This is a genomic window from Heyndrickxia acidiproducens DSM 23148 (assembly GCF_000374345.1).
GTDB classification, from domain to species: domain Bacteria; phylum Bacillota; class Bacilli; order Bacillales; family Bacillaceae_C; genus Weizmannia; species Weizmannia acidiproducens.
Window position 1 is genome coordinate 31,925 of sequence record NZ_KB893987.1, and the last position, 24,854, is coordinate 56,778.

General features: G+C 46.2%; 18 protein-coding genes. 17 read left to right on the forward strand and 1 reads right to left on the reverse strand.

The features are described 5' to 3' along the window. Nucleotides 1-5: 5 nt before the first annotated feature. The 6 genes from dnaE (at nt 6) to pyk (ending at nt 9,858) form a co-directional block, all read left to right on the forward strand. Nucleotides 6-3,359 (forward strand): DNA polymerase III subunit alpha, encoded by a 3,354-nt coding sequence (gene dnaE, locus C232_RS0106435; RefSeq protein WP_018662512.1) that lies wholly within the window; start codon nt 6-8, stop codon nt 3,357-3,359. A 179-nt stretch (nt 3,360-3,538) separates the two neighbouring features. Further along, nucleotides 3,539-4,762 (forward strand): NADP-dependent malic enzyme, encoded by a 1,224-nt coding sequence (ystJ, locus tag C232_RS0106440; protein ID WP_018662514.1) that lies wholly within the window; start codon nt 3,539-3,541, stop codon nt 4,760-4,762. A 124-nt stretch (nt 4,763-4,886) separates the two neighbouring features. Then, nucleotides 4,887-5,762 (forward strand): acetyl-CoA carboxylase, carboxyltransferase subunit beta, encoded by an 876-nt coding sequence (gene accD / locus C232_RS0106445; protein WP_018662516.1) that lies wholly within the window; start codon nt 4,887-4,889, stop codon nt 5,760-5,762. Beyond that, nucleotides 5,756-6,736, forward strand: a complete 981-nt coding sequence (accA, locus tag C232_RS0106450; protein ID WP_026314502.1) for an acetyl-CoA carboxylase carboxyl transferase subunit alpha — start codon at nt 5,756-5,758, stop codon at nt 6,734-6,736. Before accD ends, accA begins: the two co-directional genes overlap by 7 nt. Nucleotides 6,737-7,113: 377 nt before the next feature. Beyond that, the gene (gene pfkA, locus C232_RS0106460; protein ID WP_018662522.1) at nt 7,114-8,076 is read left to right on the forward strand and encodes a 6-phosphofructokinase; all 963 of its coding nucleotides are present in this window, start codon (nt 7,114-7,116) and stop codon (nt 8,074-8,076) included. Nucleotides 8,077-8,097: 21 nt separating this feature from the next. Then, nucleotides 8,098-9,858: a pyruvate kinase gene (gene pyk / locus C232_RS0106465; RefSeq protein ID WP_018662524.1), complete on the forward strand. Its 1,761-nt coding sequence runs from the start codon at nt 8,098-8,100 to the stop codon at nt 9,856-9,858. A 401-nt stretch (nt 9,859-10,259) separates the two neighbouring features. Here pyk and ytvI read toward each other — a convergent pair whose 3' ends face one another. Next, entirely contained in the window at nt 10,260-11,381 is a 1,122-nt protein-coding gene (ytvI, locus tag C232_RS0106470) for a sporulation integral membrane protein YtvI (protein WP_018662526.1), read from the reverse strand. A gap of 208 nt (nt 11,382-11,589) precedes the next feature. Between ytvI and C232_RS0106475 the strand changes: the two genes are divergently transcribed. The 11 genes from C232_RS0106475 to dnaI all read left to right on the forward strand — a co-directional run bounded on the left by C232_RS0106475 (nt 11,590) and on the right by dnaI (nt 24,845). Next, nucleotides 11,590-12,057: a DUF441 domain-containing protein gene (locus C232_RS0106475; protein WP_018662528.1), complete on the forward strand. Its 468-nt coding sequence runs from the start codon at nt 11,590-11,592 to the stop codon at nt 12,055-12,057. Nucleotides 12,058-12,463: 406 nt separating this feature from the next. Beyond that, a complete protein-coding gene (citZ, locus tag C232_RS0106480) occupies nt 12,464-13,579 on the forward strand; it encodes a citrate synthase (RefSeq protein ID WP_018662530.1) in 1,116 nt (371 codons plus the stop codon). 238 nt (nt 13,580-13,817) lie between these two features. Then, a complete protein-coding gene (icd, locus tag C232_RS0106490; protein WP_018662534.1) occupies nt 13,818-15,092 on the forward strand; it encodes an NADP-dependent isocitrate dehydrogenase in 1,275 nt (424 codons plus the stop codon). A gap of 102 nt (nt 15,093-15,194) precedes the next feature. Then, nucleotides 15,195-16,130 (forward strand): malate dehydrogenase, encoded by a 936-nt coding sequence (mdh, locus tag C232_RS0106495; protein ID WP_040399990.1) that lies wholly within the window; start codon nt 15,195-15,197, stop codon nt 16,128-16,130. A gap of 258 nt (nt 16,131-16,388) precedes the next feature. After that, a complete protein-coding gene (polA, locus tag C232_RS0106500; RefSeq protein WP_018662538.1) occupies nt 16,389-19,013 on the forward strand; it encodes a DNA polymerase I in 2,625 nt (874 codons plus the stop codon). 41 nt (nt 19,014-19,054) lie between these two features. Beyond that, nucleotides 19,055-19,894 carry a DNA-formamidopyrimidine glycosylase gene (gene mutM, locus C232_RS0106505; RefSeq protein WP_018662540.1) on the forward strand — a complete coding sequence of 280 codons (840 nt, stop codon included), beginning with the start codon at nt 19,055-19,057 and terminating at the stop codon, nt 19,892-19,894. A gap of 55 nt (nt 19,895-19,949) precedes the next feature. Further along, on the forward strand, nt 19,950-20,552 hold the full coding sequence (gene coaE, locus C232_RS0106510; RefSeq protein ID WP_018662541.1) for a dephospho-CoA kinase: 603 nt from the start codon (nt 19,950-19,952) through the stop codon (nt 20,550-20,552). 149 nt (nt 20,553-20,701) lie between these two features. Continuing rightward, nucleotides 20,702-21,736, forward strand: a complete 1,035-nt coding sequence (locus C232_RS0106515) for a glyceraldehyde-3-phosphate dehydrogenase (protein ID WP_018662543.1) — start codon at nt 20,702-20,704, stop codon at nt 21,734-21,736. Between the two features lie 280 nt (nt 21,737-22,016). Further along, nucleotides 22,017-22,475: a transcriptional regulator NrdR gene (nrdR, locus tag C232_RS0106520; protein WP_018662545.1), complete on the forward strand. Its 459-nt coding sequence runs from the start codon at nt 22,017-22,019 to the stop codon at nt 22,473-22,475. 13 nt (nt 22,476-22,488) lie between these two features. Next, complete coding sequence (locus C232_RS0106525) at nt 22,489-23,904, forward strand: replication initiation and membrane attachment family protein (protein WP_018662548.1); 1,416 nt, start codon at nt 22,489-22,491, stop codon at nt 23,902-23,904. 5 nt (nt 23,905-23,909) lie between these two features. Beyond that, nucleotides 23,910-24,845, forward strand: a complete 936-nt coding sequence (dnaI, locus tag C232_RS0106530; protein WP_018662551.1) for a primosomal protein DnaI — start codon at nt 23,910-23,912, stop codon at nt 24,843-24,845. Nucleotides 24,846-24,854 lie beyond the last annotated feature (9 nt).

Sequence of the window (24,854 nt, forward strand, 5' to 3'; positions counted from 1 at the left end):
AATCTATGGGCTTTGTTCATTTGCAAGTGTCTACAGCCTACAGCCTGCTGGCCAGCACCATTTCGATCCCAAAGTGGGTGGAATATGCCAAAACGCTTCATTATGACACACTGGCGATCACAGACCGGAATGTGATGTACGGAGCCATTTCCTTTTATAAAACATGCAGGCAGAACGGCATCAAACCGATCATCGGCTTAACCGTGGATGCCGTAAGTGAATTTGAACCGGAAAAAGCCTATCCTCTCGTATTGCTTTCAAAAAACAGGGAAGGGTACCATAACCTTCTGAAAATCTCCAGCGCGGTCCAGACCCGGCCAAACCCGGGCATTTTCATGAAATGGCTGCGCGCATACAGCAAAGGCCTGTTCGCTTTTACCCCCGGGCTTGAGGGGGAAGTTGAACAGGCGCTCATGCAGGGGGATACCGGCAAGGCAGAAGAAATCGCCGCGCTTTTCAAAGAAATTTTTGAAAAAGATTCTTTCTATTTGTCTTTACAAAACCACCAAACTGAAAAAGAACAATCGATTGCCCAAAAAATCATTCAGTTGTCTGATAAACTGGATGTGCCTTTGGTTGCCGCGAACCATGTCCAATATTTAAAACAGGAAGATGCGTTTGCACATGAGTGCCTGCTTGCCATAAAGGCGGGGGTGAAGCTGGATGATGAATCCCGCCCGCGGTTTTTAAGCAATGAGTATTATTTTAAGGCACAGGAAGAAATGGAACAGCTTTTCGCTGATCATCCGGAAGCTGTAAAAAATACGGAAAGGATTGCCGCCAGCTGCAATGTTGAAATTGAAATGAACCGCCGGCTGCTTCCAAAATTTCCGGTAGAAAACGGGCAGTCTGCAGATGAGATGCTGGAATCTTTATGCCATAAAGGCTTGGAAAACCGTGTTCCGCAGGCGCCGCGCCAATATAATGAACGGCTTCAATATGAACTGGGCATCATTAAAGAAATGCAGTTCAGCGATTATTTTCTGATTGTCTGGGATTTTATGAAATACGCAAGGGAACACGGAATACTGACCGGGCCGGGGCGCGGGTCGGCGGCAGGATCGCTCGTCGCATATGTACTGGGAATTACTGAAGTTGATCCGCTTGTGCACGGCCTATTGTTTGAACGGTTTTTAAATCCGGAAAGAATTACAATGCCGGACATTGATTCCGATTTTCCGGACCACCGCAGGGATGAAATGATCCAGTACGTTGCCCGGAAATATGGGGACCGCCATGTCGCACAGATCATTACATTTGGTACATTTGCTGCGAAGGCCGCATTACGTGATATTGCCAGAATTTCAGGTTTCAGTACAAAAGAGCTCGAGCAATTGTCAAGATCAGTTCCTTCGCAGCTTGGCATTACCTTGCAAAAAGCGTACGAAACCTCTGCAGCTTTACGCGGGTTTGTCCATGAATCCGGGCGCAACAAAACAATTTTTGAAACGGCGCTGCTGTTGGAAGGGCTGCCGCGCCACGCCTCCACACATGCTGCCGGGGTTGTGATCAGCGGCGAACCGCTTGCCGATCTGATTCCGATACAAACAGGTCATGACGGCGTTTACCTGACCCAGTATCCGATGAACCATTTGGAAGAAATCGGGCTTTTAAAGATGGATTTTCTCGGCTTGCGAAACTTAACGATTTTAGAACATATCCTAATAAGCATCGAAAAAGGAACGGGCAAGAAAATCCGTTTGCAGGAAATTCCGCTGGATGATGCCAAAACTTTTAAATTGCTGAGTAAGGGCAGTACAACCGGTGTTTTCCAGCTTGAGTCTGACGGCATGCGGAAAGTACTGCAGCGGCTGAAACCGACGGAGCTGGAAGATATTGTAGCGGTGAATGCCCTGTACAGGCCGGGCCCGATGGACAATATCCCGCTTTATATTGAACGGAAACATGGAAAACAACCGGTCGTTTATCCGCATGAAGATTTGAAGCCGATTCTTGAAAAAACATACGGCGTGATTGTTTATCAGGAACAAATCATGCAGATTGCTTCACAAATGGCCGGCTTTTCGCTTGGCGAAGCAGACCTGCTGAGAAGGGCCGTCAGCAAAAAGAAAAAATCTGTTTTGGATGAAGAACGCCAACATTTTATAAATGGCGCACAAAAAAAAGGATATGAAGAAAAAACGGCGAATCATATTTATGATTTAATCGTCCGCTTTGCCAATTACGGGTTTAACCGCAGCCATGCCGTAGCATATAGTATGATTGCCTGCCAGCTCGGGTATTTAAAAGCCCATTATCCGCTTTATTTCATGGCAAGCCTGCTGACATCCGTGATCGGCAATGAGGATAAAATCGCCCAGTACATCCGTGAAGCGCAGCAGATGGGGATCAAAATTCTGCCGCCATCCGTCCAGCACAGCTATTATCCGTTTTCCGTCGAGAAAGGGGCGATCCGCTACAGTCTGGCCGCCATCAAAGGCATTGGGTTTGCATCAATCAAAGAATTATTGCGTGTCCGCAAATCCCGGCCGTTTACCAGCTTGTTCGATCTCGTTCTGCGTGTTCAGGGTTTGAACCGCAAGATTTTGGAAGCTTTCACATTTGCCGGTGCCCTGGATGAGTTTGGGAAAGACCGGGCGACGCTGCTGGCCAGCATTGATATCGCGCTTGAGCACGCGGAAATTATGAAGCCGCAGGAAGGCCAGGGAGATTTATTTCTGGATGAGGAATCGTTCCAGATTGAGCCCAATTATGTAGAAACCGAGCCGATCTCTCTGATGGATAAATTGTTGTATGAAAAGCAGTTCCTGGGCTTATATTTATCCGGGCACCCCGCCGGTTCATACCGGCAGGCCTGGAATCAGGCCGATGTCATGCCGATTTCCCGGCTCCAGCCGGGAATGGGGAAGGTTTTATGCGGCGCTTATATTACGGATGCCAAAACGATTCGAACCAAAAAAGGGGACCAGATGGCTTTTGTACAGCTAAGCGATGAAACAGGCGATTTGGAAGGTGTAGTTTTTCCTGATGTATTTAAAAAATATAGTCCGCTATGCCAGAAAGACCGCGTGGTGATCGTAAAGGGAAAGATTGAAAACAGAAACGGAAAAATCCAAATGATTGTGCAGCATATGGGCACCGCGGATGACTATCAGCCGGCATCGGATCCTGCCGGGACTTTGTTTTTAAAAATACCGGCACGCCCGCACCGAAAGGACTTGCTTTTGGAAGTGAAACGGACATTGAACGATTTCAGCGGCCGGGTTCCTGTTGTCCTTTACTATGAAGGCGAACATAAAACCTTCCAACTGTCCGAAAAAGACTGGGTTGATCCAAATGAAACCTGTTTAAGGAAGCTGAAAGTTCTTCTGGGCGGGGACGCTGTCATTTTAAAATAGTTTTTCCCAGCCGGACAAATATGTTATATTGTTAATTAGACATTCAAAAAGCAAAAGACACCCAGAGCGCACAGGGCGTATTTCCCTGTTGCGGACACCATTCTAAGTTAAGTGATCAATTATAAAATTGAAAAGCACAGGCGCGAAAAAGGGCGCTGTTAGAAATGGGAGTGAGGTTCATGTCTTTGCGTGAAGAAGCATTACATATGCACCGCGTACACAAAGGAAAATTGGAATCTAAATCAAAAGTAACCGTCAAAAATGCGCATGACTTAAGTCTGGCCTATTCGCCCGGTGTCGCCGAGCCTTGTAAGATGATTTACGACAAACCGGAGTCGGTGTATGAATATACCATGAAGGGCAATATGGTTGCAGTGGTAACGGATGGGACAGCTGTGCTGGGGCTCGGAAATATCGGACCTGAAGCCGCACTCCCGGTTATGGAGGGGAAAGCGATCCTTTTCAAAAGTTTTGCCGGTGTGGATGCATTCCCTATTTGCCTGAATACCACGGATGTAGATGAAATTGTTGAAACCGTTAAGCGTTTTGAGCCAACTTTCGGCGGCGTCAATTTAGAGGATATCGCAGCGCCGAATTGTTTTGTCATTGAAGAGAAGCTGAAAAAAGAGATGAATATTCCTGTTTTCCATGATGACCAGCACGGAACGGCAATTGTGACAGTTGCCGGCTTAGTAAATGCTTTGAAAATTGCCGGGAAAAAGATGTCAGAAATTAAAGTCGTGGCAAGTGGAGCAGGTGCCGCCGGTATGGCCATTATTAAACTGCTTTACCATTTTGGCGTGCGGGATATCATCATGTGCGATTCAAAAGGCGCGATATACGAAGACCGGCCGTATGGCATGAACATAGTCAAATCGGAAGTCGCCAAATACACAAACCGGGATAAAAAAGCAGGTGCATTGGCGGATGTCATTAAAGATGCGGACGTTTTTATCGGCGTTTCTGTTGAAGGTGCGCTGACGAAAGCGATGGTAGAATCCATGAGCCATGATCCGATTATTTTTGCCATGGCCAACCCGAACCCTGAGATTATGCCGGATGAAGCAAAGGCAGCCGGCGCAAAAGTGATCGGGACGGGACGCTCTGATTTTCCGAACCAGGTAAACAACGTATTGGCATTTCCCGGCATTTTCAGAGGTGCGCTTGATGTCCGGGCCACGCATATTAATGAAAAAATGAAACAGGCTGCGGTCCATGCCATTGCCGGATTAATCGGAGATCATGAATTGAATGCGGATTATGTGATCCCGCGCCCGTTTGACCCCCGGGTTGCGCCTGCTGTTGCGGCAGCTGTTGCAAAAGCTGCAATGGAAACAGGTGTTGCACGCATTCAGGTAGATCCCGAAGACATTCGTAAAAAAACCATAAAAATGAGATCTTAGCCTTTGTCCCTCTTCTTATCAGCGGGGGATGGGCACCCTGCTGATGGAAGTTCCACTATATCCAGGCAGGCATGCAGCAAGGTCTTGCTTTTACGTTTAAAGCCATAAAAAGGAGGGGTAATCTTTGCTGAAAGATTTTTTTTCAAAACCGAAAAAGAGAAAGTATGCGACTATCCCTTCGGACAAAACAAGGCAGGATGTCCCTGAAGGAATCATGTCCAAATGCCCGCAATGCGGTAAAATTATGTATACAAAAGAACTGCAAAAAAATTCAAAAGTGTGCTTGAACTGCGGCTATCATTATCAAATGACAGCTTATGAACGGGTTGAGAGTTTAATTGATGAGGGAACCTTTGAGGAATTCGACAGGAACCTGATTTCGAAAAACCCGCTTGAATTTCCGGGCTATCTGGAAAAGTTGGAAAAGGACCGGGAAAAGACCAATTTAAACGAAGCGGTTTTGACGGGAAAAGGCGATTTGCTTGCACAGCCCATTATTTTGGCTGTCATGGATGCCAAATTCCGGATGGGAAGCATGGGCTCTGTCGTCGGCGAAAAAATCACCCGTGCCATTGAAGAAGCGAACCGGCTCCATGTACCATTTATTATTTTTACCGCTTCAGGCGGCGCAAGAATGCAGGAAGGAATTTACTCTTTAATGCAGATGGCAAAAACAAGCGCTGCACTGGAACGTTTCAGCAGCCACGGCGGTTTGACGATTTCTGTCATGACCCATCCGACAACCGGCGGGGTTACGGCCAGTTTTGCATCTTTAGGCGATTTTAATTTGGCGGAACCGGGGGCTTTGATTGGATTTGCCGGCCGCCGTATCATTGAACAAACGATCCGCGAAGAACTCCCCGAAGATTTCCAAACGGCTGAATTTCTGCTGAAACACGGCCAGCTCGATGCTGTCGTTGACCGCCGCGATTTAAAGGAAACATTGGGGAAAATTCTCGGGATTCATCAACAAGCAGGTGCAGGTGAATGGCAATGGTAAATGAACTTGAGTTTGAAAAACCGTTGAATGAATTAAAACGGAAAATTGCAGAGCTGAGAGAATTTACAAAACAGTCGGATGTCGATTTGTCCAGTGAAATTGAAAAACTGGAAATCAGGCTTGCAAAGCTCGAACAGGAAACTTACGAAAATATGGGGCCGTGGGATCGCATCCAAATTGCCCGTTTTCCGGAGCGCCCGACAACATTGGACTATATTCAATATCTTTTTACCGATTTTATTGAGCTGCACGGGGACCGTGTTTACGGGGACGATGAGGCAATTGTCGGGGGGATTGCCAAGTTTAAGGGCTTGCCTGTCACAATTATCGGGCAGCAGCGCGGAAAAGATACGAAAGAAAATATCCGCCGCAACTTCGGAATGCCCCATCCTGAAGGTTACCGGAAGGCGCTGCGTTTGATGAAACAGGCTGATAAATTTAAGCGCCCGATTATCAGTTTTATCGATACAAAAGGCGCCTATCCGGGTAAAGCCGCAGAAGAGCGCGGCATTGCCGAATCCATTGCACGCAATCTCTTTGAAATGTCCGGGCTATCTGTTCCAATCGTCTGCTTCATTATCGGAGAAGGCGCAAGCGGCGGCGCACTCGGGATCGGTGTCGGCGATCATATCCATGTGCTGGAAAATTCATGGTTTTCAGTCATTTCCCCTGAATCGGCCGCTGCATTGTTGTGGAAAGACGCATCCAAAGCGAAACGGGCAGTCGACACCATGAAAATGACTGCACCGGAACTAAAACAGCTCGGGATTATTGATGAACTGATTCCTGAAGTGAGGGGGGGAGCCCATAAAGATATTCCGGCCCAGGCTGAACTGATGAGGCCTGTACTGGAGGCATCCCTGAAACAATTACTGGCTTTTTCCGCTGAGGAATTGACCGGTAAACGGTATGAAAAATACCGTAAAATTGGAGTTTTTTCTGCTTCAGAACAGTTTGTCCGCCCGCAGCTGTGAGAAAATATGAGCGGCAACCGGTATGGCTTCACCGGTTGCTTATCTTTTGCGGGCATATGGAAAAAAGACCCAAATTTTACGTTTTAGGTTTAAGGGAAATGTGAACGGGGAAAAGCAAATCGTCATGGAAAAAAGCGCGCTTATTTAGAATAATGGAAAAAGCCATGAGGTTGGAAACGTGTTCATAATATTTCGACACAGATTGTTCAAGAACTCACATTTTAAAAATTTTTACTTTTTGATTATTGATTGAGAACCTGAATTTAAAGTGGTATTTTAGATATATTCGAAGGCAGACTTGGCGATAATATATAACTGATCCATATAATAAGGTACCGTCAGCTGCCATTTAGATTACATAACCAGAGGTGAAAAACATGAAACGAATAGGCGTTTTAACGAGTGGCGGTGATGCACCAGGCATGAATGCAGCTGTGCGTGCAATTGTCCGCAAAGGGATCTACCATGGCTTAGAGGTTTATGGAATTAACCAGGGTTATAATGGATTAATTCATGGAAATATTGAAAAACTGGAAGCAAGGACCGTTGGGGATATTTTGCAACGCGGCGGCACCGTTCTGCAATCCGCAAGAAGCGAAGAATTCAAAACCCCGGAAGGCCAGAAGAAAGGCATCCAGCAGCTGGTTGACCACGGTATTGAAGCACTGGTTGTTATCGGCGGTGACGGTTCTTATCAAGGAGCAAAGAAACTAACTGAACAAGGCTTTAATTGCATTGGTGTTCCGGGAACGATTGACAATGATATTGCCGGTACTGACTTTACAATCGGGTTTGATACGGCGCTGAACACAGTTTTGGATGCAATCGATAAAATCCGTGACACAGCATCTTCTCACGAACGTACTTTTATCATTGAAGTAATGGGGAGAAATGCCGGGGATATTGCCCTATGGTCAGGGCTGGCCGGTGGTGCCGAATCAATCATCATCCCTGAAGAAAAATTTGATATGAAAGATGTTGTTGACCGCCTGCAACAAGGCAAAGAGCGCGGCAAACGGCACAGCATTATTATTGTGGCAGAAGGCGTGATGAGCGGGAATCAGTTTGCAGAGGAACTGAAGAAAAACGGTCATATGGGTGATACCCGTGTATCTGTATTAGGGCATATCCAGCGCGGCGGTTCGCCAACTGCAACTGACCGCGTACTGGCCAGCCGCCTTGGCGCAAGAGCTGTTGAACTGTTGCTGGAAGGCAAAGGAGGCAGAGCGGTCGGCATCGAAAATAATCAAATTGTTGACCACGATATTATGGAAATCCTTGGCCTGCCGCATAAAATTAATAAACTGATGTACCAGTTATCAAAGGAATTGTCTATTTAAGGCTGATTAGGAGGAATTACGATGAAAAAGACGAAAATCGTTTGTACAATTGGACCAGCTAGTGAAAGTGTTGAGATGCTTGAAAGATTAATGGCTAACGGAATGGACGTGTGCCGCTTGAATTTCTCACACGGAAGCCATGAAGAACACCTTGCAAGAATCAAAAACATCCGCGAGGCTGCCGCAAAACAAAATAAAACGGTCGGTTTGCTTCTTGATACAAAGGGCCCTGAAATTCGTACCCATGATATGGAAAACGGCGGTTTTGAATTAGTTGAAGGCATGACCCCAACCATTTCCATGTCAGAAGTGCTGGGCACAACTGAAAAATTTTCGGTCACTTATGAAGGGCTGATTGATGATGTACATGTCGGCTCTAAAATTTTGCTTGATGATGGTTTAATTGAACTTGAAGTTACATCTATTGACAAAGAAAACGGAGAAGTTCATACAAAAGTGTTAAACCGCGGCGTTTTGAAAAACAAAAAGGGTGTTAACATTCCGGGCGTTGCTGTAAACCTTCCGGGTATTACAGAAAAAGACGTGAACGACATCCTGTTCGGGCTCGAACAAGGCATTGATTTTATCGCCGCATCCTTTGTACGCCGCCCTTCAGACGTCCTGGAAATCCGCCAATTGCTTGAAGAAAATAACGCCTTGCATGTGAAAATTTTCCCTAAGATTGAAAACCAGGAAGGCGTAGACAATCTTGATGAAATCCTGGCAGTTTCAGACGGCTTAATGGTTGCCCGCGGCGACTTGGGCGTGGAAATCCCGACTGAAGCCGTGCCGCTTGTGCAAAAAGAAATGATCAGAAAATGTAATGTGTTAGGCAAACCGGTTATTACAGCTACGCAAATGCTTGATTCCATGCAGCGCAACCCGCGCCCGACACGTGCAGAAGCAAGTGACGTAGCAAACGCCATTTTTGATGGAACAGATGCCATCATGCTTTCAGGTGAGACGGCTGCCGGGAAATATCCTGCTGAAGCGGTTAAGACGATGTACAATATTGCAGTCCACGTTGAAAAAGCGATTAATCACCATGATATTTTAAACAAACAAAGCAAGAGCACAGACCATAATATGACAGATGCGATCTGCCAATCCGTTGCCCATACCGCTTTGAATCTTGATGTCAATGCGATCATTGCGCCGACAGCAAGCGGCTATACGGCACGGATGATTTCGAAATACCGTCCGGCTGCACCGGTTATTGCCGTTTCTTCCGATGATAAAGTACAACGCAGCTTAACAGTGGTATCCGGCGTTTACCCTCAATTGAGTGCACAAGCAAACAATACGGATGAAATGCTGGCCATTGCGGTCGACGAAAGCCTGAAATCCGGAATTGTTGAACATGGCGATCTTGTGATCATCACTGCTGGTGTTCCTGTTGGCGGAAAAGGTACTACCAACTTAATGAAAGTTCATTTAATCGGCGATGTTTTGGCAAAAGGGCAAGGCATCGGCAGAAAGTCTGCTTTTGGTAAAGTAGTCGTGGCCAATAATGCGCAAGAAGCAATTGCAAAAGCTGAAGAAGGCTGCATTTTGGTAACCAAAAGCACAGCAAAAGAAATGATGCCGGCCATTGAAAAATGTGCAGCATTGATTACAGAAGAAGGCGGTTTGACAAGCCATGCTGCTGTAGTCGGTATAAATATTGGCGTGCCTGTGATTGTAGGGATGGAAAATGCCACAACCTTGTTAAAAGATGGCCAGGAAATTACAGTTGATGCAGCACACGGTGCCATTTATAATGGACGTGCTTCGATACTGTAAGAACCGGAAAAACGGATTACAGCACGACAAAAAACGCAGAGCCTGTTTTCAGGCCCTGCGTTTTTTGTCCAGCTGCGGGCGCTATCGGCTCAGGTCAACTGTTCCGGCCCCCTGAAGTCAAAAAGGCGGACTTCATTGGTGCCGGCTCAGTTGCCGGTCGCCGATGGGCGAGCGCCCTCCGCCTTTCAATGTCCAGCTGCGGCTCCTATCGGCTAGCGGATTTCCAGGCCCCCTCCCTGCGATAAGTCAACATCGGCTCGTTCCTCGCCGTGTTTCCTATATCTCAGTCGCGGTCCATGAAATCCGTACGCCGATGAACAGTCGCCTCCGCCTTTCAATGTCCAGCTGCGGGCGCTATCGGCTCGGGTCAACTGAGCTAATGGGCGCGCCCTCCAATTTCGCTATTTTAACGGTTTCTTGACCATAATGTAGTCCCAAATGTCTTGGAAAATATGGGTGCGGATCAGTGTTGTGAGCAAGACGAGTGTAATCGGCCCGAGAATAAGGCCTAAAAATCCAACCGTTTTATAGCCGACAAACAGCGCGATCAATGTTGCCAGCGGATCCAGGCCGATGCTGGAAGATAAAATTTTTGGTTCCATTACCTGGCGCTGGACAACGACAACAAGATAAAGGACACTTAATCCGATTGCAAGCGGGATGTCCCCTGAGATGAATTCGTAGACAACCCACGGCACGAAAACAAGCCCGGTGCCTAAATAAGGCAGGATATCGACAATCCCGCACACAAGGGCAATGGTAATGGCATAGTCCACCCTTAAAATGAGAAGCCCGATCAACACAATCACCAATGTCATGGAGATAAGTGTTAATTCAGCACGGATAAATCCGAAGAGGGCGCTTCTTAAGTCGGAAAAAACAGCGGAACTGCTTTTTCTTGCTGTTTTCGGAAGCAGCTTCTTGCCTCTGCTGGTAAGGCCGTACCAGTCTTTGCTGATAAAAAAAGTCGAAAGCAGGGCAAAAATTAAGACCGTTGCCGCATTGGGAATCCACGAAACAAGGGCAGGGAGTTTTGTAAATAAACCAGACAGAAAATCTCCCGCGGTGGAAGCAATTTTCTGGCCGGCAGACTGGATATTCTGTACAATCGTATCCTGCTGCCCGGCATCGAGATTTTTAAAAAGGCTTGATAAATGCTCATAGAAAGGCAGCACCTGGGCTGTAACCAGCGACTCGGAATAATTAACAAGCGTCTGGACATGCTCCGGTAAAACATCCGCTAAATAATTGGCGCCGGATACAATTTCTGCTACAAGCAAAGTAATCAGGCCGACAAACGCACCAATAATCAAAACAATGGATATAATAACGGCAAGGGCCCGCGGCAGCCGTACCTTTCTTTCCAGGAAGTTCACAAACGGATTGATGAGAAGCGCAATGAATAACGCAATTAAAAAGGGATAGGCATACTTTATGAGCAAATAAACCGTGAAATAGCCAATTATGATGCAGAATGCGACAAACAGTGCCCGAAGTGCCCGGTTTATGTAAATTGAATTCAATCATGACCCTCCTAATGGGAAAAAATATTATGTTATTATTTTACACGGTGGGATGCAGAAAACAAAGAAAAAGAAGGCAGTTTTCTGAAAAGAACTGCCTTCTCTATCATTGCCAAATATTCGGAAAATAACACACAAGGGATCTCCGGCTGTTTTTTCGATTGCAAAATCCCGGCCTGTATGTTTTAAAGAAAAGAAGGTGATATAAATGTACCAGCCCTACATATTTTTATTGATGCTGCTGGCAATTGGCGCGATTGCAAAAAACCAGTCCTTAATGGTATCCGTCATCGTTTTGCTGCTTATCAAGTTAGCCGGTTTCGATACGAAAGTTTTTTCCGCAATCCAGTCTAAAGGCATTAACTGGGGCGTTACCATTATTACAATCGCCGTGCTTGTGCCGATTGCAACCGGGCAGATTGGGTATAAAGATTTATACTCGTCATTGAAATCCCCATACGCCTGGATTGCGCTGGCCTCCGGGATTATTGTGGCGCTTTTGGCGAAAAACGGCATCACCCTGCTTGCAAGCGATCCGGAAATTACAACGGCGCTTGTGCTCGGGACGATTTTGGCTGTGTCCTTATTTAAAGGCGTGGCAGTCGGGCCTTTGATCGGAGCCGGAATTGCTTATATGGCGATGAAAATCGTGGAATGGGCATCACACGGAATTTAGGTTGGTACCCGCGGGAAAGCAAATCCCGCGGGTAATTTATTTTTCAGGATATCAAAAACCCCCGGCAGTTTCATTTGTTTAAAGCTGTGCAATCAAATAAATTGTAAAACAGGATCTGTAAGCGCTATACTGGGAGTAGAAAAGATCTAACTATTTTTGTCTGTTTTTTGTACAAAAGTTTTTGAAATTTGTTTATAATATGTTATGTAAGCGAGAACATTCACGTCAAAAAATAGACAAAAATAAATATTATATTATAATAAAATATGTGATCGCTTGCACTGTTCTAATGATATATTTCGGACTGTCCGATTATATCTTTGGTTTAAACAAGATATAGCCCATATTCAACTTATCAACGTTTAAGATGGGGAAAACCAAACCAGTGGGAGAAGGAGAGATAAGAATGACAGCAACACGTGGTCTTGAAGGGGTAGTAGCCGGGGATACTAAAATCAGTTCCATCATTGATGATACGCTTACATATGTCGGCTACAGCATTGATGATCTGGCGGAAAATGCGAGTTTCGAAGAAGTGATCTATTTATTATGGCATCAAAAATTGCCAAATCAGGTTGAACTGGATGAGTTGAAACAACAGCTGGCAGATCATATGGAACTGCCAAAAGAAGTGCTGGACAGTTTTAAAACGTATCCGATTAAAAAAGTGCATCCCATGGCTGCATTAAGGACTGCGGTCTCAGCGCTGGCAATGTATGACGATGAAGCAGACCTGATGAGTCGTGAAGCAAACCTGCGGAAAGCTGTCCGCCTCCAGGCTAAAATTCCGGCAATTGTAGCCGCTTTTGCGAGGGTCAGAAAAGGGCTTGAACCTGTTGCGCCAAGAAAAGATCTTGGCATAGCCGAAAATTTCCTGTATATGTTAAAGGGGAAGGAACCGGAAGCCATTGAAGTGGAAGCATTCAATAAAGCACTCGTTCTGCACGCGGACCATGAATTAAATGCGTCCACTTTTACTGCCCGCGTTTGTGTCGCAACACTTTCAGACATTTATTCCGGCGTTACCGCAGCAATCGGCGCATTAAAAGGGCCGCTGCACGGCGGAGCAAACGAACAGGTCATGAAAATGCTGACAGAAATCGGCTCGGTTGATAGAGTGGAAGATTACTTGCAGGAAAAATTCATGAACAAAGAAAAAATTATGGGCTTTGGCCACAGGGTTTACCGGAAAGGCGACCCGCGTGCGAAACACTTGAAGGTAATGTCCGAAAAGCTGACAAAATTAACCGGCCAGCCGCAATACTATGATATATCTGTTAAAATTGAACAGATCGTCACAAGCGAAAAAGGCATTCCGGCAAACGTCGATTTTTATTCAGCTTCCGTTTACCACAGCCTCGGCATCGATCATGATTTATTTACGCCGATCTTCGCCGTCAGCCGTGTTTCCGGATGGCTGGCCCATATTTTGGAACAGTATTCGAATAACCGGATCATCCGCCCGCGTGCGGAATATGTCGGCCCAGGCATGCAGAAATACATTCCGATTGAAAAACGTTAATGTATTCTGCCCGCCATCAAACGCCACCTATTTTGCCGGAACCGTGAATTTTTGAAAAAGTGCTCAAAGGGGATGGGAGGCTTTTCATAAACGTGCGGCTGCCGGAAATGCAATGGAACCGGCCGCGGGCTAAAAAAATGGTTGGCAGGAAAGCCTGCGGCAGCCGGTTCATTTCCTTTACCCATTTAAAACAACCAAAGAAGAAAATGATGATTTTGAAACTGGAGGAGATGTATTTATGGCGCAAGGAGAGAAAATTACAGTTGAAAACGGCAAATTAAAAACACCAAACAACCCGATCATCCCTTTTATCGAGGGCGACGGAACCGGCCCTGACATTTGGGCGGCTGCACAGCGTGTGCTGGATGCAGCAGTGGAAAAAGCCTACAAAGGGGAAAAAAAGATCGAATGGAAAGAAGTATATGCCGGTGAAAAGGCTTTTAACAAAACCGGTGAATGGCTCCCTGCCGAAACACTGGACGCGATCCGTGAATATTTAATTGCGATTAAGGGGCCGTTAACCACACCTGTCGGCGGCGGGATCCGTTCCTTGAATGTTGCACTGCGCCAGGAATTGGACTTATTTGTATGCCTGCGCCCGGTCCGCTATTTTGACGGTGTCCCTTCACCTGTGAAACGCCCACAGGACACAAATATGGTGATTTTCCGCGAGAATACGGAAGATATTTATGCCGGCATTGAGTATCAGGAAGGCACACCAGAAGTGAAGAAAGTCATTGATTTTCTGCAAAATGAATTGGGCGTTAAAAAAATCCGTTTTCCGGAAACGTCCGGGATTGGCATCAAGCCGGTATCGGAAGAAGGTACAAAACGCCTGGTGCGCGCCGCGATTAACTATTGCCTGAAAGAAGGGCGCAAATCTGTTACGCTTGTACATAAAGGTAACATTATGAAATATACGGAAGGCGCGTTCAAAAACTGGGGCTATGAACTGGCGGAAAAAGAATTTGGAGATAAAGTATTTACATGGGCCGAATACGACCGCATTAAGGAATCCCAAGGGGTCCAAGCGGCAAATCAGGCTCAAAAAGAAGCGGAAGCAGCCGGAAAGATCATTGTGAAAGACTCCATTGCCGATATCTTCCTGCAGCAGATTTTAACGCGCCCGCGCGAATTTGATGTGGTTGCGACCATGAACTTAAACGGCGACTATATTTCCGATGCTTTGGCCGCACAGGTCGGCGGAATCGGCATTGCGCCGGGAGCCAACATCAACTATGAAACCGGCCATGCGATTTTTGAAGCCACCCACGGCACTGCTCCGAAATATGCGGGCCTGGATAAGGTCAACCCTTCATCCGTCATTTTGTCAGGCGTATTGATGCTGGAACATCTGGGCTGGAATGAAGCGGCTAAATTAATTGTCCAGTCGATGGAAAAAACGATTGCTTCAAAAGTCGTCACTTATGACTTTGCACGTTTAATGGATGGGGCTACAGAAGTGAAATGCTCGCAATTCGGGGATGAATTGATTAAAAATATGGCGGAGTAATAAGCGCCCGGCACGAAACGGCGGATGGGATATATATTTAGTTGAAAATCGGCAGTGATAAAGGACAGCCGGTTTGCATACTGAATAGACAAGGGGGGTCTTATGATGAAGCGAAAAAAAATATCAGTCATCGGCGGCGGATTCACAGGTGCAACGACTGCTTTTTTACTGGCCCAAAAAGAACTTGGCGATGTTGTGCTTGTTGACATTCCGCCGATGGAAAAACCGGTGAAAGGAAAAGCTTTGGATATGCTGGAAGCTTCACCGGTTCAGGGTTTTGATGCAAATATCACTGGCACCTCCAATTATGAAGACACGAAAGATTCCGATGTGGTTGTAATCACAGCCGGCATTGCCCGTAAACCGGGGATGAGCCGCGATGACCTTGTGCAAACGAACCAAAAGGTGATGAAGCATGTCACACATGAAGTGGTAAAATACTCGCCAAACCCCTTGATCATCGTTCTGACAAACCCGGTTGACGCGATGACATACACGGTTTATAAAGAATCGGGACTTCCGAAAAACCGTGTCATCGGCCAATCAGGCGTGCTTGATACCGCAAGATTCCGTGCGTTTGCCGCGCAGGAACTGAATTTATCCGTAAAAGACATCACAGGCTTTGTGCTTGGCGGCCATGGGGATGATATGGTTCCGCTTGTCCGCTATTCCTATGCAGGCGGCATTCCTTTGGAAAATTTAATGCCAAAGGAACGCCTTGATGCAATCGTAGAACGGACAAGAAAAGGCGGCGGCGAAATTGTCAACCTGTTAGGAAATGGCAGCGCCTATTATGCGCCGGCAGCAGCGCTTGTTAAAATGGCCGAAGCTGTTGTCAAAGACCAGCGCCGTGTTTTACCGGCAGTTGCCTATCTTGAAGGCGAATACGGCTATCACGGCATCTATCTCGGCGTCCCTGCGATTTTAGGCGGCAATGGCCTTGAAAAAGTCATCCAGCTTGACCTTACCGCTGATGAAAAAGCTGCTTTGGATAAATCCGCGGATTCTGTCCGCAATGTCATGAAGGTATTGGTTTAATTTTATGAAAGCGAACCCCCAGGCAACCTGTGCGGCTGCCTGGGGGTTTTTGATTCTGGGAAGGAAACACGGGTTTTCAAACCCGTGATGAATTCCCGCATCGCCTTTAGGCGAACGTCTTTTGTTTGAATACATATAATCGTTTCATGATCAAGCAGCAGGCAGAAGAACGCTGCTGTTTTCCCTTTCCACCTGAACATGCTAAAATGGAAAAAGGATATCAACGGATATGCGCCATTCTTTCAGGAGGTTTTTGCTTTGAAAAAACTCATTTTAATTGATGGAAACAGTATTGCGTACAGGGCATTTTTTGCTTTGCCGCTTTTAAATAACGACAAGGGCATCCATACGAATGCGGTGTACGGCTTTACGATGATGCTTTCAAAAATATTGGAGGAAGAAAAGCCGACCCATATTCTGGTTGCCTTTGATGCAGGCAAAACGACATTCCGCCATGAAACGTTTAAAGAATACAAAGGAACCCGGCAAAAAACGCCGCCTGAGCTTTCCGAACAATTCCCACTTCTCCGCGAATTGCTCGATGCGTACGGGATCAAACGTTATGAACTGGAAAACTATGAAGCGGACGATATTATCGGGACGATGTCGAAAATGGCGGAAGTAGAGGGTTATAACGTGAAGATTATCTCGGGTGATAAAGATATGACCCAGCTTGTTTCGCCAAACACGACTGTGATGATTACACGCAAAGGCATCACCGATATGGAAGCTTACACACCGGAACACCTCCAGGAAAAATACGGGCTTGAGCCGAAGCAGATCATTGATATGAAAGGGCTGATGGGCGATAAATCCGACAATATCCCGGGCGTGCCGGGCATTGGCGAAAAAACCGCCATCAAGCTTTTGAAGCAGTTTCCGGTATTAGAGGAGCTGCTGGGCCATATTGATGAGATCAGCGGCCAAAAGTTACAGGAAAAGCTTGAAACATATAAAGACCAGGCGCTGATGAGCAAAAAACTGGCGACGATCAACCGCGACATCCCGCTGACGGTCTCGTTGCAAGATGCGGTATACGGTGCCCCCCATCCTGATCAGCAAAAGGCGCTTTTTAAAGAATTAGGATTTAAATCCATGCTTGAAAAAATGGGTGCGGAAAAAACAGAAGTGCAGGCCGAAATGGAATCCATTCCGTTTACGGTTGTGGAAAAAATCACGCCGGACATCTTTGCAAATGTTTCCTCATTCTACATTGAAATGCTGGAAGAAAATTACCATACCGGCAATATTGTCGGCTTTGGGCTGAAAAACAAAAACGGGCTCTTCTTTCTGAAGGCTGAAGCGGCACTGGGTTCGGAAGCTTTTAAACAATGGCTGGAAGACGAAGAAAAAATAAAACATGTGTATGACGCGAAACGTTCCATTGTCGCATTAAAGCGGCACGGGCTTGAACTGCGGGGCGTGGATTTTGACCTGCTGCTTGTCTCCTACCTGTTAAACCCGTCCGATACAGTGGAGGATTTTGCTTCAGTTGCCAACAAGCACGGTTATCAAAATGTGCCGTCCGATGAAACGGTGTACGGCAAAGGGGTAAAACGGAAACTGCCGGAGGAAACCGTATACGCGGAGCATATCACCCGCAAGGCAGAAGGAATTGACATCCTCGAAGAAACTTGCACAAAAGCATTGAAGGAGAATGAACAGCTTGCTTTATTCAACGACCTGGAACTGCCGCTGGCTCTGATTTTAGCCGAAATGGAGTCAACCGGCATTAAGGTTGACATTGACCGCTTAAAACAAATGGGGGAAGAATTCAAACAGCAGCTCCATGTAATTGAAGAAAAGATATTCGAGCTTGCGGGAGAGACGTTTAACATCAATTCACCGAAACAGCTGGGGGTCATTCTTTTCGAAAAACTCGGGCTTCCGGTGATCAAAAAAACGAAAACGGGTTATTCCACGTCGGCGGATGTATTGGAAAAACTGGAACCTGCCCATGACATCGTAAAAGAAATCCTCCACTACCGTCAATTGGGGAAACTGCAATCGACTTATATTGAAGGACTGTTGAAGGTCGTGCAGGCAGACGGGAAAGTGCATACGCGGTTCAATCAGGCATTGACCCAGACCGGGCGCCTCAGTTCTACCGATCCGAACCTGCAAAATATTCCGATCCGCCTGGAAGAAGGCCGCAAAATCCGGCAGGCGTTTATTCCGTCCGAAAAAGACTGGGTGATTTTTTCATCTGACTATTCCCAGGTAGAACTGCGGGTTTTGGCCCATATTTCCGGTGATGAAAAACTAATTGAAGCGTTTCAGGGAGATATGGATATCCATACAAAAACCGCAATGGAAGTTTTTCATGTCAAGGCGGAGGAAGTCACTTCAAATATGCGCAGGCAGGCCAAAGCGGTCAACTTCGGAATTGTATACGGCATCAGCGATTACGGCCTGTCCCAGAACCTTGGGATCACCCGCAAAGAAGCCGGCAAATTTATTGACCGCTATTTCGAGAGCTATCCGCGCGTAAAGGAATATATGGATGAAATTGTCCGCGAAGCAAAGCAGAAAGGCTATGTGTCAACGCTGTTAAAAAGGCGGCGTTATATTCCGGAAATCTCAAGCCGGAATTTCAACTTGCGCAGCTTTGCGGAAAGAACGGCGATGAATACACCGATCCAGGGCAGCGCCGCCGATATTATCAAAAAAGCAATGATCGATATGGCAAAACGGCTGAAAAAGGAAAACCTGCGTACCCGGATGCTGCTGCAGGTCCATGATGAGCTGATTTTTGAAGCGCCGCCGGAAGAAATTGATGTATTGCAAGAAATCGTTCCAGACGTAATGGAGCACGCTCTGGAACTGAACGTCCCGCTTAAAGTCGATTCTTCTTACGGGCCGACTTGGTTTGATGCAAAGTAAAGGGACATACAGGAAACAGCATGAGGAAAGAGGAATGAAACATGCCGGAATTGCCGGAAGTAGAAACCGTCCGCAGAACACTGGAACAGCTTGTAATATCCAAAACGATTGCAAAGGTGGATGTCTTTTGGCCGAAAATCATAAAAAAACCTGAGATTACGGAACAATTCCAGGACGCTTTGACCGGCCAGACAATCCGGTCGATTGCAAGGCGCGGCAAGTTTCTCATTTTTTACACAGACAGTTATGCCCTCGTGTCGCATTTGCGCATGGAGGGCCGTTACCGGGTTTACGGGCAGGATGAACCGGTTGAGAAGCATACCCATGTCATTTTCCATTTTACGGATGGAACAGACTTAAGATATAAGGATGTCCGCAAATTCGGAACGATGCATTTATTTTCCAAAGGGGAGGAAATGCATTCCCTCCCGCTTTCACATCTCGGGCCCGAGCCATTCTCTAAAGCTTTTAACGAAACCTATTTATCCGCAAAACTGAAAAAAACGCAGCGGAATATAAAAGCTGTTTTGCTCGATCAAACGGTTGTTACCGGGCTTGGCAATATTTATGTGGATGAGGCGCTTTTCAGGTCAGGCATCTATCCGGCAAGAAAAGCAAACTCGTTAACAAAAAAAGAGGTACACCTTCTCCACGGAGAAATTGCCGGAACGCTGCGCGAAGCTGTTGAAAAAGGTGGCAGCACGATCCGGTCCTATGTGAATTCACAGGGGCAGGCCGGGATGTTCCAGCTTGAGCTTTATGTCTACGGCAGAAATGGCGAGCCCTGCCGCAAATGCGGAACGATCATTGAAAAAAACGTGACAGCGGGCAGGGGCACCCATTACTGTCCGCACTGCCAGAAACAGAAGAAATCACATTAAGAAGCACATCGGCAAAAGCGGCAGGAAAAAATTTCATAAAACGGGGAAATTTTGTATGGCACAACGAATTGGATTAACAGGCGGAATCGCAAGCGGGAAAAGCACCGTTTCCAATATGCTGAAGGAAAAAGGGTTCACCATTGTAGACGCGGATGTCGCGTCCCGCAAAGTGGTAGAACCCGGCGAACAAGCCTATAAACAAATAGTCGAAACGTTCGGTACGGGGATTTTGCTTGCAAGTGGGTCCATTGACCGCAAGAAACTGGGAGCACTTATTTTTAGTAATCAAAAGCTGCGCCTGCAATTAAACGGGATTGTCCATCCGGAAGTAAGGGTATGGATGGCGCGCGAAATAGAGCGGGCTGTTGCCGCTGGAAAAAACACTGTCATTTTGGACATCCCGCTTTTATTCGAGGGCGGTCTCACCTATATGGTTGAACGGACGATCTTAGTGTATGCAGATGAAAAATTGCAATTAGAAAGGTTAATGAACCGCAGCGGTTTTAATGAAAGCGAAGCCTCTATGCGGATCGCTTCACAAATGCCGTTAAAAGAAAAACTTGCGCTCGCGGATGCTGTCATTGACAACAACGGCAGCCTTGCCATGACAAAACGCCAGCTCGAAAACATCATTGAACAGTGGAAATTGATCCCTTAAACCATGATCTTTGCATCATGGTTTTTTAGTATGAAAAAATCAAAGAAATTAGTTGAATAAACACTACATAAACATTGAAATATGATATACTATTTCTAGAATAACAGCTGGCAAGTATGTCACTTATTACTTGAAGGAGTTGTGCGAAGGTGAAAACGAAGATTGCGATTAACGGATTCGGTCGGATTGGCAGGATGGTTTTTCGAAAGGCAATGATGGATGACAGTTTGAATATTGTGGCGGTGAATGCGTGCTATCCGGCAGAAACATTGGCACATTTAATCAAATATGATACGATTCACGGGGCATTTAGCGGGGAGATCCGCGGCGAAGGCGATACATTATTTGTAAACAAAAAGCGCATCCGGCTGGTTGCTGAACGGGATCCGCTCAAGCTGCCATGGAAGGAAATGGGGATTGATTTGGTCATCGAAGCCACCGGAAAATTTAATGCCCGTGAAAAAGCGGCGCTCCATCTGCAGGCCGGTGCAAAAAAAGTGTTGCTGACAGCGCCCGGGAAAAATGAAGATGTTACGATTGTCATGGGTGTAAATGAAAACGTTTTAGACATTGAAAGGCATGACATCATTTCCAATGCATCCTGTACGACCAACTGCCTGGCGCCGGTTGCCAAAGTACTGGACGAACAATTCGGCATCCTGAACGGGCTGATGACGACGGTGCACTCGTATACGAACGACCAGAAAAATATTGACAATCCGCATAAAGACTTGCGCCGTGCACGCGCATGCGGGCAGTCCATTATTCCAACAACAACCGGTGCAGCCAAAGCGCTTGGCCTTGTGCTGCCGCAGCTGAAAGGCAGGCTGCACGGCATGGCGCTCCGGGTCCCGACACCGAACGTCTCACTGGTCGACTTGGTTGCCGATTTAAAGAAGGACGTAACGGCTGAAGAAGTGAATCAGGCATTCCAGTCCGCAGCAAAAGGATCAATGCACGGAATAGTAGATTATACGACAGAACCGCTCGTCTCATCCGACTTTAACACCAATCCGCATTCCGCGATTGTCGACGGCTTATCGACGATTGTAATGAATGGGAATAAAGTGAAGGTATTGGCATGGTACGATAATGAATGGGGCTACTCCTGCCGTGTTGTCGATCTTGCCAGGCTGGTAGCTGGCAAAATTGCGCAACAATCCGAGAAAATGAATATTGCCTAACGCTTGTATCTTAAAACCCCTGTCTATTTAAACCGTGAAACAGGTTGCCTGGTGCAGCCTCAACGGTTTGGGTAAACAGGGGTTTTTTTGATTCGAGGGAAGGAAACAAGGGTTTTCAAACCGTGATGAATTCCCACACAGCCTTTAGGCGAATGTCTTTTGTTTGAATACATATCGTCTTTTCATGTGGATTCATTTGCTAATAGCTTACAGTTGTTTATTTCCGCGCTTTTTTATATGATGTAGGTAAGAATGTATTTGTGAACGGAGTGTTATCATTATGAAATGTCCGTCGTGCCAAAACAATAATACACGTGTCATTGATTCCCGGCCCGTTGATGAGGGGCGTTCCATAAGAAGAAGGCGGGAATGCGAAGCCTGCTCATTCCGCTTTACAACGTTTGAAAAAGTGGAAGAAACGCCGCTGATTGTTGTGAAAAAAGAAGGAATCAGAGAAGAATTCAACCGCGATAAAATTTTGCGCGGGCTGATTAAAGCCTGCGAAAAACGCCCGGTTTCCCTGGATGAACTGGAGAAGATCTCCATGAATATTGAAAAAGAGATCCGCAGCCAGGGATATTCGGAAGTAAAATCAAGCTTGATCGGGGAAATGGTCATGGACAGGCTTTCCAAAGTCGATGAAGTGGCATATGTCCGCTTTGCGTCTGTCTACCGCCAATTCAAGGATTTAAATGTTTTTTTAGACGAATTAAAGGAATTACTCAACAAGAATTCATAAACGGAGTGCCGCTATGAAACGGATATGGAATGAAGTACAGCCGGCCGATCGTTATCAGGTGTCGATAAACGGCATGCTGCAGGACTATGACCAGAAAGTCATCTCGCTTTTGTACCAGCCGCTTATCGGCCCGCAGTGTTACAGTTTGTACATGACACTGTGGAATGAAGTGGAAGTGAACCGGCTGTGGTCGGATGACTGGAACCATTATCACTTAATGAACTTTTTATCGATGAATTTGCCGGATATTTATGAAGCCCGTTTAAAGCTGGAAGGCATCGGGCTTTTGAAAACCTATATGAAAAAAAACAATGAAGATGTCCGGACGTTTATATATGAACTGCAGCCGCCTTTAGCACCGGAAGTATTTTTTAAAGACGGCTTATTAAACGTCTTTTTGTACCGCCAATTGGGCAGAACCCATTTTCTAAGACTGAAAAATTTCTTTTCAGATAAAGCGGTTGAATTGAGCGAGTATCATGAGATTACCCGTTCTTTTCAGGATGTGTATGCCGCAAAAGTCAGCCAGGAGGTTCTGGACGATCAGGAAGCGCAGCAGCTCAGCCAGCTGGATGAGGGCAGCCGTTATATTGGAAAAGACTCTGCTCCGCTCATTAAAATAGAGAATCCCCATTTTAATTTTGACATTCTTTATGCGGGACTGCGCGAATTTATTATCCCGCAGCGCGCCATCACGACTGAAGTGAAGGAAGCAATCGTGAAATTGTCGTTTCTTTACGATATTGATGAATTGGAAATGAAAAAGATTGTACTGAGCGCGCTAACGCCTGACCAGGAAATACCGGTGGACGAGCTGCGAAAAATTGCGCGTGACTGGTACCAGATTGAACACCATGAAGAACTTCCACAACTGGTTGACCGCCTTCAGCCTGCCATTTACAAATCCGGGCCTCAGCCAGAAGGCAAGACACAGGAAGAACAGCTGATCCAGTATTTGGAAAATACATCCCCAAGACAGGTGCTGGTGGATATTTCCGGCGGCAGTGAACCGGCCAAGGGTGATCTGCAGGCGATTGAAGACGTTATGTTTGCCCAAAAGTTGACGCCGGGAGTCACCAATGTACTGATCCAGTATGTGCTGATTAAAACAGATATGAAATTATCCAAAAAGTATTTGGAAAAAGTGGCTTCCCACTGGGCAAGAAAAAAGTTGAAAACAGTAAAAGAAGCCATGGATTTTGCCATTCAGGAAGACCACCAGTACAAGCAATGGGTGAATAATAAAGAAAACAGCCGCAACACGAGGCGGAAACCGATTCGTACTGAAAAACTGCCGGAATGGTTTGAACAGGAAGAACAAAAAAATAAGGGTACAGAAGCAGCGGCCGCAACATTAGAAAACGGGGAATCGCTGGAAGAGAAAAGAAAACGGCTCGAACAGATCCGTGAGCAATATAAGAAAGGGTGAAGGCAATGGAAAATATAAACGAGACATTAAGAAAGCTTTCATCCAACCCTTCGTTCCGGCATCGGTACGAAGAGATGAAGCAGGAAATTATCGCGCATCCCGATATTCAGCGCTTTCTTGACAATCACCGCGGAGAAATCACAAAAGACATGATTGAGAAAAGCTGGATGAAACTTTATGAATATCTTTCACAGGAGAAAAATTGCGACCACTGTGAAAGCTTGTCCCAGTGCGTAAACATGATGAAAGGATATGTGCCGGAACTGGTGCTGCACCAGGGAAATATTGAAGTCCGTTATAAAAGATGCCGCAAAAAAATCCTTGAAGATGAAAGAAACAAAACAAGCAAATTCATTCAAAGCATGCATATGCCAAAAAGCATTCTGCAGGCCTCTTTCGGTGATTTTTCGCTGGAACATAGCGGCCGTATGATTGCCTTTGAGCTGGCTGACCGGTTTGTCCGCGAATACGAGCCCGGTAAAAAGATGAAGGGTTTATATTTGTACGGAAAATTTGGCGTCGGGAAATCCTATCTGCTTGGGGCGATTGCCAATCAGCTTGCCGATATGAAGCAGGTTTCATCCATGATCGTGTATATACCCGAGTTTTTCCGGGAAATGAAGGAGTCTCTGAGTGACCACTCAACAGGCCAAAAACTTGAGGCTGTTAAATCTGTTCCGGTTTTGATGCTGGATGACATTGGCGCTGAAACGATGTCAAGCTGGACGAGGGATGAAGTGCTTGGCCCAATCCTCCAATATAGAATGCAGGAAGACCTCCCCACCTTCTTCACTTCGAATTTTAATTATGATGAACTGCAATACCATCTTTCTTACACCCAGCGCGGTGAAGAGGAAAAATTAAAGGCCGCAAGAATTATGGAACGCATTAAATACCTGACGGCGCCTGTTCAGATTGAAGGGCCGAACCAGAGAGCCTGAAAACCGCGC